We start from the raw sequence: 12,456 nt of genomic DNA on the forward strand, positions 1-12,456 counted from the left end.
GGCACTCAGCCGTCGCGTCACTCCATCCATCGAGACTACAAATCGGTGATCGTCGTACCGGCAATGGTACTGGCGAAATCAACGCCAAATACGCTTGCGGGTGTCGCAAATCCAGCCTGCCGATCACCGCCCAACACTCTTCGTGCCGCTTCAACCGCCGCCAGCGGTGTAAAGGTGTAGCCGTTGACCGTTTCGATCACTGAACGCAGCACGCTACCGTCAGCATCGGTCACTTGCGCCACTGCGCGGGCACGATTGGCGTCACGTTCCTGCGCGCTGGGGCCATCGGGTAACTGTGACAAATCGCCTTCGGGAAAGGCATTACCGGCGACATGCACGAACATCGCCATGTTCGGTATTCGTGTCGAATGCCAGGCGGTCACCAGATCACCGAATGACAATGGCGCACACGGAACCGGGCCGTCTCCGAAATCAAACTGGCGTGGCTGCGCGTCCGGTGTCGGGACAAGCGCCCCGTCGATTCGCGTCAGCACGCCTGCGCCGATGATCTCGCTGACGCTCATCGCCGAACCTCGGGACATCGACCCCGGGACCTGCAGCGCAATACTCAACGCCACGGGATTGGCGACGCGCCGGACGATGTGCGCAGCCAGGCTGTCGGTGGGGACGACATCCCAGCCAACGCCCGGCAACAGCATCACGCCTGAGGCTGCCGCGTCGGCACCCAAACGTTCGGCCAGCCGATAGACATTGATCTCGGCCGTGATATCCAGGTAATCGACACCGGCTTCAATACACGCCGCCATCAAGGCAGGCGCCGTGTGTGCAAAAGGTCCCGCGAAGTTCAGCAATACACGGATGCCAGACAACGATTGCGCCGAGTCGGGGCCCGCCTCGAAGACGCGCCAGGGAACGTCCAGTTGTGCAGCGAGATCGACCAGATGCTGGCGATTGCGGCCGGCAATTTCGAACGGCAAGCCGAGTGCCTTGGCCCGTTGTGCAGCCATGCGACCGGTATAGCCCGTCGCGCCATAGATCAGAAGAGTGTTCATTGGACGTGCTGCCAGTTCTTGTAGACGAATTCCAGGCTGTACCCGTCCGGGTCCAGCACATTGGCGGCGTAGTAATCAGGGTCGTAGTGCAACCGCGCGCCGGGGGCGCCGTTGTCGATCGCGCCATGGGCCATCGCGGCGGCATAGGCGGCCTCCACTTCGGCCTTGTTATGCGCTACAAATCCGACGTGTACGGCTTGCTCTTCCACTACGCCCTCGCGCAACCAGAAGAATATCCGGCCGTTGGCGCCAAAGCCTTTGAGATCAGGATGCCCGGGCGGGCCATCCTTGCCGTCGTAGTCCAGCCGCGCGGTAATGCCCAGTGGCGCAAGGGTTGCTTCGTAGAAACGGATGGAACGTGAGATATCGCTGACGGACAGAAAAATGTGATCCAGCATGGTGTGGCCCTCGATGGTTCAGATGATGTAGCCGCCCGCGACTTCGATGCTCTGCGCATTGATCCAGGCGCCCTCTGGCGATAGCAACATGGCGATGACTCGCGCCACGTCCTCGGGCTCGCCCACTCGACCCAGCGCCGTTTGCCCGGCCAACAGGGCTTCAAACTCATCATTGAGCCCGCCCCCCAACTCGGTACGAATCGCTCCCGGCGACACCGAATTGGCCCTGATGCGGCGCTCACCGAATTCCTTGGCCATGTAACGCGTGAGTACTTCCAGGCCGCCTTTGAACGCCGCATAAGGCGCAACCCCTGCGGTGGCCACTCGCGTGGTGGCGCTGGTGAGGTTGACGATGCTTGCGTTCTCTTCAAGCAATGGCAGCAAGGCCTGGGTCAGAAAGAACGGCCCCTTGAGGTGGACATTGAAAAGACCATCGAACTGCGCCTCGCTGACAGACGCCAGTGGATTGAACAGGCCGTAGCCCGCGTTGTTCACCAGACCTGCGAGGGTACTGGCGCCCCAAGTGGCCTCAAGGGTCACGACAACCGCCTCGCGGAAGGCCTTGAAGCTGGCGACATCGGCAACGTCGAGTTTCAGCGCAACCGCTTTGCCGTCGGCCTGTTCGATGCGCCGCACCACAGCATCTGCGGCGTCCGGACGCGTGTTGTAGGTGAGGATGACCCCCATGCCACGCTGAGCGGCATGCTCCGCCGCACTGGCGCCTATGCCACGACTGCCACCGGTAATGACGATAACGCCCATGTGCTCGCTCCCCTCTCGATTGAATGAGCCTCCACGGTAAAGGACGGCGTCTTCGCCGGCGTGGCGGTTCCTGCTCGAAACCTGCCTGTTTCTGCTTTTTGCTTGCACTGGGCATCCTCGCCACGTCAGCATGCCCACCATGAACAGCCCACTGAATGAACTCCGCGCCTTGGCCGCCAACGCCGAAAACCGTCGTACGGAGACGGGAATTCCGCGCGTCGCCATGGTCCAGGGCAAGATCCCGGAGCACATGCTCGCGGCGGTCTACGACCCGATGATCAACCTGATCCTGCAAGGCAGCAAAACCATGACCGTGGGGGACCGTACACTGCGGTACGACCCGTCGACCTATTTCGTCATGTCCATCGAGCTGCCCGCCGTGGGCTCGGTGCACCCTGCCCCCACCGGCGAGCCTTACCTGGCCGTCAGCCTGACGCTGGATCCCCTGGTGTTATCAACGCTGCTCGCGGACTTGCCTAAACCTGCTGGACGTCACGACAACGATCCTGGTTTCTCGGTGGCCGCCACCACGCCAGAACTGATGGACGCCTGGGTTCGGATGTTGCGCTTGATGGGCAAGCCTGACGATATCGCGGCCCTCGCGCCCGCTTACGAACGCGAGATTCTTTTTCGCGTTTTGCAGGGGCCGCATGGCTGGATGTTGCGCGAAATCGCCGCGCCCGACACGGCCATGGCCAGGGTGAACCAGGCCATTCAGTGGATTCGCCGCGACTTCGCCCATCCCATCCGGGTGGAGAGCCTGGCGCAAAGAGCGGCCATGAGCGTCTCGGCCTTCCATCGCCACTTCAAGGCGGTCACGACCCTGAGCCCCTTGCAGTATCAGAAACGGGTACGCCTGCTTCAAGCGCGTATGCTCATGCTCGCCAGCGCCAAAAGTGTCACGGCGGCGGCGTTCGAGGTGGGTTATGAGAGCGCAACCCAATTCAGCCGCGACTACGCGCGAGTGTTCGGACTTCCCCCCGCGAAGGATGCGGGAAGAATCCGGGAAGCAACAAAGGCCTGACAAGAATTGCGCCTCTGTTGTGTTGTTCCGAGAGCTACTGTTAAACGCCGCCGTTGGCACTGGCAAACTGCTCCACCATTACCTCCACAAGGAACCCCAAATGCCACCCGGAAAACGTGAACTGGCGCGGATCGAACGCCGGTTGATTACCACGCTCACTGAAGCGTGCGAAACAGCAAAAGGTGAAATCAAAGGCTTCACCTGGCTCACCCACACCGCGGACTTGAATGCGTTGGCGGAAACCCTGAAGGTCATCTGGGTGTTCGAAACCGAGGCTGACAGAGAGCTCGCCCAGGTAAACGCAAAGATGCGCATCTTTGAATTGACGGCCATCGCACTGAGTGAGGCCGACATCGATCTGAAGCCTTCCGACCGCACTGTCCGCTTCGATTCCGAGCAAGCGTGCCAACGCATCCACGGTGGCGACTGGAACGCTCGCCTGGCTCAAACGCACGGGGCCAAAGGTGGCTGACAGTGGCTAAAGAAATGTTTGCTGTACAAAGCGCTAATGTGCGTTTGTACTGTCGCCAGTAACAGAAAATCGCTTTCCACAAGGTATTCCAAGGAGTGGTATGGGCATTTTGGATAGGTTGTTTGGTGGGCGCTTTACCATGCCCCCACCCGAGGAAACCAACCTCAGCGCTTCAGCGATCATGAAAGAATTGCGGCCCGGACCAACTGATCCCGCACGGAAAAAGGCACTCGAGGCTTTTACCCAGGGGCTGTTGGCGGTGGTTCCCGAAAAAGAAGGCGCCCGACTTGTAAGGCGCGTCATGCGTAGATACGCGATGGGAGACGACGCATGCGGTGCTCTCACCGATGGATTGCTGGAGGGTTCCAAGCCGCAAAAACTTGAACACCTCGTTTTAATGAGCGTGGATTGGAAAGCTTTTGATGTGTTTGAGTATCAGGCTCCCTGTCTGGTCAGCGCCAACGGTTTGAAAGAGCCCTACGTCTACGTGCGAAACGGCGCTTCATCAATGCCGGAGGTGCTTGCTGAGTTCGACCGATGGTTGATTCGGTTTGATAAACGTTATCTTCACCTGGACTCCGGCAGTGACAATTACGATGGTTTTATTGTTGACGCTGACCGGGTGGAAGAAACCATTGAGCTGGCCGGACGTGCGGGTATTAAAGTCAGTCTTGAGAACTTCTGACGCTGGCAGTGCCTATACGAAAATGGTCGGTGCGGCGACCGTGCTCCAGGGTTGACGGGACTGGAAAGCCTTGCGGCAGCGGTCACGCGTCACGGAACCCGCATCGTCAAAAGCGTCTAAGGTTCATAGAGACATCCTGCCCCTCCGAAGGAACGACTCATGCCCAGAACTCGCTCACTCATTGCCGCCTTTACCTGCCTTGCGCTGATCTGCGGCTCAGCGACTGCATTGGCCGATCCTGGTAACGGGAAGGGCCAGGGGAAAGGACAAGGAAATCCGCAAAACGGCCAAAGCCATGGCAACCAGCAAGGGCACGAAAACAAAGGTAAAAATGCTGGCGGCGATCGGGATCATGGCCCAAGCATTAATCACAGTAGCGTGCTCGGCATTGTGGGCGACTATCGGAACTACTGGAGCGCGGGCCCTGCTTTGCCACCCGGCATTCAAAAGAACCTCGCGAGGGGCAAACCGCTTCCACCCGGAATTGCAAAGAAACTCGATGGTCGATTGGTCGGCAGGCTGCCTCATTACGATGGATATGAATGGCAGCAAGCAGGCACCGATTTGATACTGGTCGCGCTGGCAACCGGGCTCATCTACGAAGTTCTCAACGGTGCATTTGATTAGTGCACTCGGGCGGAGATTGCGGTCGGCGGTAAACGATCAACCCGCAACGCATCAACGACCAGTGAAAACGCTTGGGAGGGTTGTCGACGGCTGGGGTAGTACAGATGAAAGCCGCCGAAGGGTTCACACCAGTCCTCCAGTACCCGGACAAGCCGCCCTTCGCTCAGATGCGGGGCAAACTCGTCCTCGGGCAGATAGGCGATGCCCAGCCCACTCACCGCCGCATCGGCGATATGGGTGGTGGAGTTGAATATCAACTGGCCGTCTACACGTACCTTGAGCTTCTTGCCTTGGCGTTCGAATTCCCATGCATCCACGCCGTCATAGGTGGGAAAACGGATATCGATACAGCGGTGTCCTGCCAGATCGCGAGGATGTTCCGGGGCGGGGTGTTTCGCGAAATAGCCTGGCGCAGCCACTACGGCCATTCGTATCGGCGGGCCAATGGGCACGGCGATCATATCCTGGGCCACCGTGTCGCTGAAGCGCACGCCGGCATCGAAACGGTCGGCGACGATGTCGCGAAAGCCATAGTTGATATCGAATTCCAGCTTGATATCCGGGTACATCTGTAGCAACGGCGCCAACTTGGGCAGCAGGGTTGTCTTGATCACGTTGTCGCCGCAGGTAATGCGTACCGTCCCGGCCGGCTTGTCGCGCAGCTCGGTCAACGCTTCCACTTCTGCCTCGATTTGATCGAAGCGATGGCCCACTGCGTCCAGCAATCGCTCACCCGCCGCTGTCAGCGATACGCTGCGCGTAGTGCGGGTCAGCAAGCGGATTTTCAGACGCGCTTCCAGTGCGGACACCACCTGGCTCACTGCCGATTGCGTCACTCCAAGCTGTACCGCCGCGCGGGTAAAGCTGCCCACCCGCGCCACGGTCACGAAAGCCAGCAGATCATTGAAATTGTGTTTGGCCATGGCGGGCAGGCTCGATTGATTGATTGATTAGTCATGGTTATAGCCGCATTAAGCATTCATTAGCTAATCAAAATCTCATTATTGCGTAACACTACTCCGCACCCCAACCTCTCGCCATGAAAAGGAGCGAGCCTCGCGCTGCGCCACCTTCAGCTTTCCCTCAAAAGGACGCCCCATGAAAAGACTTCTCGTCATGCTCGGGTTGCTAATCAGTTCATTCACCGCATCAGGAGCCGATATGTCCAACGGTGCCGATAATTTCTTTAAAAGTGACCAGGTGACCGTGCAAAAGGTCAGCTTCAAGAATCAGTACCAGCTCAATGTCGTGGGCAATCTATTCATCCCCAAAGGGCTGGAAAACGCCAACCGTAGCCCGGCCATTATCGTTGGTCATCCCATGGGCGCGGTAAAGGAGCAAAGCTCAAACCTGTATGCGCAAAAATTGGCGGAACAGGGCTTCGTAACCTTGGCGCTGGATTTGTCGTTCTGGGGCGAAAGCGAAGGCCGACCACGTAATGCTGTACTGCCAGACATGTACGCCGAAGACTTTAGTGCCGCCGTGGATTACCTCGGTTCGCAGCCTTTTATCGACCGCCAGCGCATAGGCGTGCTGGGGATTTGTGGCAGCGGCAGTTTTGTCATTAGTGCAGCCAAGATCGACCCGCGCATGAAAGCCATCGCCACCGTCAGCATGTATGACATGGGCGCCGCCAACCGCGACGGTCTCAAGCATTCGCAAACCCTTGAACAGCGCAAGCAAGTCATCGCCGCGGCGGCCGAGCAGCGTTATGTGGAATTCGCAGGCGGCAAGATCGAATACACCGGCGGCACAGTGCAAGAACTGAAAGCTGACACCCACCCCATCCAGCGCGAGTTCTTTGACTTCTACCGCACCCCACGTGGTGAATTCACTCCGACCAGTTCCACGCCACAACAGACCACCCGCCCGACGCTGAGTAGTAATACCAAGTTCATGAATTTCTACCCATTCGTCGATATCGAGAGCATTTCGCCTCGCCCGATGTTGTTTATTGCAGGTGCAAACGCCCACTCCCGCGAGTTCAGCGAAGAGGCGTTTCGCTTGGCCGGCGAACCTAAAGAGCTGGTCATTGTGCCCAACGCAGGCCACGTCGATCTGTACGATCGCGTCGACCTGATTCCTTTCGCACAGCTGACCCGATTCTTTCAGGACCACCTGAAATGACGGCTGACGTCCACCTGCCAACCAACGCCTTGAGCGAGACAGGTAAGCGTACCGGTCATTGGGGTGGCGTTTATGCAATGACGCTGTGCGTATTCGCGCTGATCGCCTCGGAGTTCATGCCCGTTAGCCTGCTGACACCCTTGGCGAACGACCTGCAGGTCAGCCAGGGCCTGGCGGGCCAGGGGCTTGCCATCTCTGGCGCGTTTGCGGTGTTGGCGAGCCTGTCGATCAGCTGGGTCGCCGGCAACCTGAACAGAAAGACCCTGCTGTTGGCCTTGACCGGTTTGATGGCCCTATCGGGCATCATTGTGGCGCTTGCCCCGAACTACCTGATCTACATGACTGGGCGAGCCCTGATCGGCGTCGTGATTGGCGGGTTTTGGTCGATGTCGGCAGCCACGGCAATGCGCCTGGTGCCGGCTGCACAGGTGCCCAGGGCACTGGCCGTTTTCAACGGAGGCAACGCCTTGGCGACGGTGGTGGCGGCGCCACTGGGCAGTTATCTGGGCTCGATCGTGGGATGGCGAGGTGCGTTCTTGTGCTTGGTGCCAGTGGCGTTGATTGCGCTGGTTTGGCAGTGGATCAGCCTGCCAGACATGCCAGCACAGAAGCGTTCGCCGGGTGCTGGCAATGTTTTCAAACTGCTGAAAAATCGCAAGGTGGCGCTGGGCATGGCCGCCGCGGGCTTGTTTTTTATGGGCCAATTTACGCTGTTCACCTACCTGCGCCCTTTTCTGGAATCGGTCACCCAGGTCAGCGTGCCCATCCTTTCTCTGCTGCTATTGGTGATAGGCGTCGCTGGCTTTTTAGGCACAACGCTGATCGGTGTAGTCCTCAAGCGCAGTCTATACGGCACCTTGAGTACCATCTCACTGCTGATGGCGGTAATCGCAGCAGCCCTGATTCCTGCAGGCACCTGGGTTATCGCTGTAGCGGTATTGCTCGGACTTTGGGGCTTTATCGCGACGGCGGCACCAGTAGGCTGGTGGAGCTGGATTGCGAATGCCTTGCCGGATCATGCCGAGGCAGGCGGCGGCCTGATGGTGGCGATTGTTCAATTGGCTATCGCAGTGGGCTCCACCGTCGGCGGGGTACTGTTTGACGCGCTCGGCTACCAGAGCACGTTTATCGCCAGCGCCGTGATGTTGATGCTCGCCGCGCTGCTGACCTTTCTAACCGCTCGTTCGCCGGTGCCCCACACCCGATGACCCCTCTATTCCAAGGAGCAAGGCCATGTTTATCGATCGTCCCCCTGGTTGGAAGGCCCTCTGGTTCGCCACCTTGACGCCATTTGCTCTATTGGCTTTACCCCTCGCCGCTGCGACAGATCTGGAGAAAAAGATGGTGACTGAACAAACCCTGACTGCAAAACAACTGGCTGTCGCCCCTGTCGGCGCCAGCATGGCCAGCGGCGATATGCCCCGTTTACGTGAAGCACTCAATCGTGGTCTCGACGCCGGCCTGACGATTAGTGAGTGCAAGGAAATCCTGGTCCAGCTTTATGCGTATGCCGGTTTCCCGCGCAGCCTCAATGCGCTTTCGCAACTGATGAGCGTGTTGCAAGAGCGCGAGACACGCGGCACTCAAGACGAACCGGGACGCGAACCGGGCCCTGTGCCGTCGGGGCATGCTTTGCTCGAACTGGGTACAGACAATCAAACCCGTCTGGTGGGTGCACCGGTCTCGGGACCGCTGTTTGAGTTCGCCCCTGCGATTGACCAGTTTCTGAAGGTTCACCTGTTCGGCGATATCTTCGCCCGAGACAACCTCGATTGGGTGGCTCGTGAACTGGCCACTGTCGGGGCACTTGCCGCGATGCCAGGGCTAGAGGCGCAGTTGGAGTCGCACCTGAAGATCAGTATGAATGTTGGCCTCACGGCGCAGCAGTTAAACCAAGTGGCTAGCGAACTCAAACACCGTGGTGACCAGGGTGCGGCTGAGCGCATTGTTTTGGCCATGGAAAAAATCAGAGGCTGACCAGGCTACACGCGCTTGCCCTCGCCGGGATGGATACTAAAATCAGTGATCCGACAGGAGTGATCGTCATGCGCAGTTTTTCAATTCAACGTTTAGACCATGTTGTACTTCGGGTGCAGGACATTGAGCGCAGCCTGGCGTTTTACACATCAGTCCTGGGATGTGAGGTCAACAAACGCCGTGACGACCTTGGCATGATTCACCTGAGCGCAGGCACATCCATGATCGACCTGGTTGATGTGAACGGGCCGATCGGTCGTCAGGGTGGTCAGCCGGCGGGCAAGCAAGGACACAACGTCGATCACGTCTGCCTTCGGGTTGAGCCGTTTGATGAACAGGCCATCCTCCGCCACTTGGCGCAGAGCGGTGTATCCGCAGAGAAGGCGGCGATGCGCTATGGCGCAGAGGGAACAGGGTTGTCCATTTACCTCAATGACCCGGATGATAATCAAATCGAGCTGAAAGGCCCTACTGTGCAATCTTGATGAAAATCGCCATCCAATGAACGTGTATACGGCGCCATCCTGAACCACGCCCGAACTGATGAGAAAGCCAGCGCTATCATTAAGAAGCAGACATTCCGCTCGGCCGCGTTCGACCCCAAGAAGCCCTTGCGGTATGTTTTGCTGGTTATTGGCATTCATGGAGGATTCTGACTGATGGCACGCGTGGGATTGATACTGACACCCGGTTTTGCGGACTGGGAATATGCGTTCATTGCGGGCACTGGCTCCCCGTTTTACGGGATCGACGTCAGGTTTTTTGCGCCCTCTACGGGGCAGTTCAGCTCGCAGGGTGGACTGACGGTCTCTGTCGATAGCAGTTTGCAACAATGCCTGGACTGGAAACCGGACGTGGTTGCCGTTATTGGAGGAATGGCCTGGGAAGGTGCAGAAGCACCGGACATTCGAGACTTTCTTCAAGCCAGCCATTCAAGTGGAGCGTCAATTGCCGGTATCTGTGGCGGAACGCTGGCACTTGCCAGGGCCGGGCTTCTCGACACGGTTCCTCATACCTCGAACAGCGCTGACTTCTTACAACAGAACGCCTTGAATTATGAAGGCCGCGCGCTGTATCAAAACAGTTCGGTAGCCGTGGTCGCAGACCGCATCATCACTGCCCCAGGCCCTGCCCCGGTTAGCTTCACCTGCGCAGTGTTCGACAGTGCCGGGCTATCTTCAGAGATCGTTTCTCAGTTCAGGTCAATGCTGGCAGCAGAACATCGGTGACCGCGTCGCCCCTGCATGTCGGGCACATTATCAGGAGATGATTTATGAGCGCTGATGACGTGCCCGCGACCCGGTTTCGGTCTGGTGCTCTCTCAGCGACCCGCAAGTGTGTTGCATCGGAGAACAATCCGCCGAAAAACCAGCATCGTTGCGTTTGATTGAGTCTTTGGCACCGTTCGGTTTTTTATGAAATCGGCGCACTACACTTGAACGAATCGATCGGGCCGGCATAGGCAAAGGGAGCTGGATACCTTGTCGTCGATGATTTCCTCGCTGGCAAGACGCCCCACTATCGCTGCCAAAGTGACGCCAGGATGCATGACACACACATAGACGCCGCCCACTTTTGGTAGATAACCGATGATGGGCAGGCCATCCGCAGGCATGGGTCTGAGTCCGACACAAGCCAATTGCACATCGATGGAACCCGTCCCATGGAGTTGGTTGCGGATTGTCCTGGCAGTTCGAAGCGCTATCGCTGCGGGCTGATTCTCAATGGCGTCGTCCAGATAATCTTCTGCTGCCAGCAACGCACCCTCCGCACTTTGTCGCACTTCCATCTCAGCGCTGGATATAAGGGTGTGTACGAGTTCGGGTTGAGACTTGTAACGGATGAAAATGGCAGGCGAGGCCTCTATTGGAAGAGACACCGCAAGCCTGTCTGTCAGTGTCGTGATGCCTGTTCCGGCCGCAAGTACGACCACATCAGCATCGATGATACCCATTGTCGTTTCAACGCCCGTCACCGTGGCGCCCCGGGTTACAAAGCCCAGAACACGCGTATGGGTGAGAATCTTCGCCCCATTTGCCTGGGCACCTGCGATCAACGCATGAGTAACTGCCACTGCGTCCAGCGCCCCTTCATCAGCCGCGTACACAGCAGATTGAGGAGGATTCTTGAGATTTGGTTCAAGGCCGAGAATCTGCGATCGATCTACCAGATTTGCCGAAGCCTGATGACCTGAAGCTGACAGCGCCTCACTTGCCGTCTCGTTGAAAGACAAAGCACCTGTCCATCGTATGTTCAGGTCAGGTAACCGGGATTCGAGTCGACGATAGGCCTCGATTGCAGCTGCGCGCAGCTCTGCAATGGGGTCGGGTTTTCCGTGTTGGGTGTTGATCCATGCGAATGAAGTTCCAGTCACTCCCGACGCGATATCTCCAGCCTCAACCACGGTGATATTTGCGCCTTTATCAGCCAAATGATACGCCAGCGAAGCGCCCACGATGCCTGCACCAATGACCACGACTCGTTTGCCCTGAACATTTCCCATATCAACCTCCATTCTGTCGACCTGCCGATGGTACGACGGCTGGAGCATTTCACCACCTGAAAACCTGATCGTTCAGAACGCGGTTTCAGTGTCTTCACCTGGCCGGATAGCGACGGTCTAGCATCGACCGTCACTATGGATGATCAGACTTCAGTCTGTTCCGCCATTTCCAGGGCATCATCTACCTCGATTCCCAGGTATCTGACTGTGCTTTCAAGCTTCGTATGACCTAGCAGGAGTTGGACAGCTCTCAGGTTTTTCGTTCTGCGATAGATCAGCGATGCCTTGGTTCTCCGTAGCGTGTGAGTACCGTACATGGTTGGGTCAAGTCCAATGGCGGTCACCCACGCTTTCACTATTCGAGCGTATTGTCTGGTCGATAGGTGTTCTGAGTCGTGCAGCCGGGTTGGGAACAAGAAGTCCTCACTTCTAAGGTGGGCCCGATGCATCCAAGCCTCCAGAACCGTTCGGGTTTGCTCAGTGATTTCAAATTGCACTGGATGCTGGGTTTTCTGCTGCATCACGATGGCCCGTGACGACACATGTTCTCCATGGGCTATATCACGCACTCGCAGCTTGGTTAAGTCACAGGCACGCAGTTTGCTGTCAATAGCCAAGTTGAAGAGTGCCAAATCTCGTGTTTTCTCCGCGAGCTGGAGTCTGACCCGAATGGCCCAGATATCTCTGACTCGAAGCGGTGCTTTCTGCCCGACAATCTTTCCCTTGTTCCAAGGCTGATGGCTATGTGTGGCATTAGTGTTCATGGCTGATCCTCCACGTTGAGGGAGGATAAGGGTGGATCAGTCACAGTGAGTGAGGGGCTCAATCCGGCCATAGGCGGACGCCTTTTGGCCGATTGCGCTTTGAA

General features: G+C 57.7%; 15 protein-coding genes. 9 read left to right on the plus strand and 6 right to left on the minus strand.

What is annotated here, in order from left to right:
* Positions 1–35 precede the first annotated feature (35 nt).
* The 3 genes from H7698_RS17285 to H7698_RS17295 are packed head-to-tail and all read right to left on the minus strand — an operon-like array spanning position 36 to position 2,173.
* Positions 36–1,013 (minus strand): saccharopine dehydrogenase family protein, encoded by a 978-nt coding sequence (locus H7698_RS17285; protein WP_194692248.1) that lies wholly within the window; start codon positions 1,011–1,013, stop codon positions 36–38.
* A complete protein-coding gene (locus tag H7698_RS17290; RefSeq protein ID WP_194692249.1) occupies positions 1,010–1,411 on the minus strand; it encodes a VOC family protein in 402 nt (133 codons plus the stop codon). Before H7698_RS17290 ends, H7698_RS17285 begins: the two co-directional genes overlap by 4 nt.
* 18 nt (positions 1,412–1,429) lie before the next feature.
* Positions 1,430–2,173 (minus strand): SDR family NAD(P)-dependent oxidoreductase, encoded by a 744-nt coding sequence (locus H7698_RS17295; RefSeq protein WP_194692250.1) that lies wholly within the window; start codon positions 2,171–2,173, stop codon positions 1,430–1,432.
* A 139-nt stretch (positions 2,174–2,312) separates the two neighbouring features.
* On the opposite strand from H7698_RS17295, the gene H7698_RS17300 reads away from it, so the two are divergent.
* The 4 genes from H7698_RS17300 to H7698_RS17315 all read left to right on the plus strand — a co-directional run bounded on the left by H7698_RS17300 (position 2,313) and on the right by H7698_RS17315 (position 4,981).
* Positions 2,313–3,197 carry an AraC family transcriptional regulator gene (locus H7698_RS17300; protein WP_194692251.1) on the plus strand — a complete coding sequence of 295 codons (885 nt, stop codon included), beginning with the start codon at positions 2,313–2,315 and terminating at the stop codon, positions 3,195–3,197.
* A gap of 100 nt (positions 3,198–3,297) precedes the next feature.
* Positions 3,298–3,669, plus strand: coding sequence for a hypothetical protein (locus H7698_RS17305; protein ID WP_194692252.1), 372 nt, complete (start codon positions 3,298–3,300; stop codon positions 3,667–3,669).
* A gap of 100 nt (positions 3,670–3,769) precedes the next feature.
* Positions 3,770–4,354, plus strand: coding sequence for a DUF6630 family protein (locus H7698_RS17310; protein WP_194692253.1), 585 nt, complete (start codon positions 3,770–3,772; stop codon positions 4,352–4,354).
* 159 nt (positions 4,355–4,513) lie between these two features.
* Positions 4,514–4,981, plus strand: coding sequence for an anti-virulence regulator CigR family protein (locus H7698_RS17315; protein ID WP_194692254.1), 468 nt, complete (start codon positions 4,514–4,516; stop codon positions 4,979–4,981).
* Here H7698_RS17315 and H7698_RS17320 read toward each other — a convergent pair.
* Complete coding sequence (locus H7698_RS17320) at positions 4,978–5,904, minus strand: LysR family transcriptional regulator (protein WP_194692255.1); 927 nt, start codon at positions 5,902–5,904, stop codon at positions 4,978–4,980. The two genes, H7698_RS17315 and H7698_RS17320, sit on opposite strands and share 4 nt — an antisense overlap.
* A gap of 175 nt (positions 5,905–6,079) precedes the next feature.
* Between H7698_RS17320 and H7698_RS17325 the strand changes: the two genes are divergently transcribed.
* The 5 genes from H7698_RS17325 (at position 6,080) to H7698_RS17345 (ending at position 10,314) form a co-directional block, all read left to right on the plus strand.
* Positions 6,080–7,108: an alpha/beta hydrolase gene (locus tag H7698_RS17325; RefSeq protein ID WP_162438984.1), complete on the plus strand. Its 1,029-nt coding sequence runs from the start codon at positions 6,080–6,082 to the stop codon at positions 7,106–7,108.
* Positions 7,105–8,316, plus strand: a complete 1,212-nt coding sequence (locus tag H7698_RS17330; RefSeq protein ID WP_194692256.1) for an MFS transporter — start codon at positions 7,105–7,107, stop codon at positions 8,314–8,316. Before H7698_RS17325 ends, H7698_RS17330 begins: the two co-directional genes overlap by 4 nt.
* Before the next feature lie 25 nt (positions 8,317–8,341).
* Positions 8,342–9,085 (plus strand): carboxymuconolactone decarboxylase family protein, encoded by a 744-nt coding sequence (locus H7698_RS17335; RefSeq protein ID WP_194692257.1) that lies wholly within the window; start codon positions 8,342–8,344, stop codon positions 9,083–9,085.
* Between the two features lie 68 nt (positions 9,086–9,153).
* A complete protein-coding gene (locus H7698_RS17340; protein ID WP_194692258.1) occupies positions 9,154–9,570 on the plus strand; it encodes a VOC family protein in 417 nt (138 codons plus the stop codon).
* A gap of 174 nt (positions 9,571–9,744) precedes the next feature.
* On the plus strand, positions 9,745–10,314 hold the full coding sequence (locus tag H7698_RS17345; protein ID WP_194692259.1) for a DJ-1/PfpI family protein: 570 nt from the start codon (positions 9,745–9,747) through the stop codon (positions 10,312–10,314).
* A gap of 200 nt (positions 10,315–10,514) precedes the next feature.
* Here the strand turns inward: H7698_RS17345 and H7698_RS17350 are convergent, their stop codons facing one another.
* Both H7698_RS17350 and H7698_RS17355 read right to left on the minus strand, forming a co-directional pair.
* Entirely contained in the window at positions 10,515–11,636 is a 1,122-nt protein-coding gene (locus tag H7698_RS17350) for an NAD(P)/FAD-dependent oxidoreductase (protein WP_328803748.1), read from the minus strand.
* A 95-nt stretch (positions 11,637–11,731) separates the two neighbouring features.
* On the minus strand, positions 11,732–12,352 hold the full coding sequence (locus H7698_RS17355) for a tyrosine-type recombinase/integrase (protein WP_194692260.1): 621 nt from the start codon (positions 12,350–12,352) through the stop codon (positions 11,732–11,734).
* Positions 12,353–12,456: the final 104 nt, after the last annotated feature.

It is taken from the genome of Pseudomonas sp. p50(2008) (assembly GCF_015351605.1).
Classification (GTDB): domain Bacteria; phylum Pseudomonadota; class Gammaproteobacteria; order Pseudomonadales; family Pseudomonadaceae; genus Aquipseudomonas.

Bases quoted from the DNA above. Each gene is read 5' to 3' on its own strand.
- H7698_RS17285 (WP_194692248.1), bottom strand. From the start codon at position 1,013: ATGAACACTCTTCTGATCTATGGCGCGACGGGCTATACCGGTCGCATG.
- H7698_RS17290 (WP_194692249.1), bottom strand. From the start codon at position 1,411: ATGCTGGATCACATTTTTCTGTCCGTCAGCGATATCTCACGTTCCATC.
- H7698_RS17295 (WP_194692250.1), bottom strand. From the start codon at position 2,173: ATGGGCGTTATCGTCATTACCGGTGGCAGTCGTGGCATAGGCGCCAGT.
- H7698_RS17300 (WP_194692251.1), top strand. From the start codon at position 2,313: ATGAACAGCCCACTGAATGAACTCCGCGCCTTGGCCGCCAACGCCGAA.
- H7698_RS17305 (WP_194692252.1), top strand. From the start codon at position 3,298: ATGCCACCCGGAAAACGTGAACTGGCGCGGATCGAACGCCGGTTGATT.
- H7698_RS17310 (WP_194692253.1), top strand. From the start codon at position 3,770: ATGGGCATTTTGGATAGGTTGTTTGGTGGGCGCTTTACCATGCCCCCA.
- H7698_RS17315 (WP_194692254.1), top strand. From the start codon at position 4,514: ATGCCCAGAACTCGCTCACTCATTGCCGCCTTTACCTGCCTTGCGCTG.
- H7698_RS17320 (WP_194692255.1), bottom strand. From the start codon at position 5,904: ATGGCCAAACACAATTTCAATGATCTGCTGGCTTTCGTGACCGTGGCG.
- H7698_RS17325 (WP_162438984.1), top strand. From the start codon at position 6,080: ATGAAAAGACTTCTCGTCATGCTCGGGTTGCTAATCAGTTCATTCACC.
- H7698_RS17330 (WP_194692256.1), top strand. From the start codon at position 7,105: ATGACGGCTGACGTCCACCTGCCAACCAACGCCTTGAGCGAGACAGGT.
- H7698_RS17335 (WP_194692257.1), top strand. From the start codon at position 8,342: ATGTTTATCGATCGTCCCCCTGGTTGGAAGGCCCTCTGGTTCGCCACC.
- H7698_RS17340 (WP_194692258.1), top strand. From the start codon at position 9,154: ATGCGCAGTTTTTCAATTCAACGTTTAGACCATGTTGTACTTCGGGTG.
- H7698_RS17345 (WP_194692259.1), top strand. From the start codon at position 9,745: ATGGCACGCGTGGGATTGATACTGACACCCGGTTTTGCGGACTGGGAA.
- H7698_RS17350 (WP_328803748.1), bottom strand. From the start codon at position 11,636: ATGCTCCAGCCGTCGTACCATCGGCAGGTCGACAGAATGGAGGTTGAT.
- H7698_RS17355 (WP_194692260.1), bottom strand. From the start codon at position 12,352: ATGAACACTAATGCCACACATAGCCATCAGCCTTGGAACAAGGGAAAG.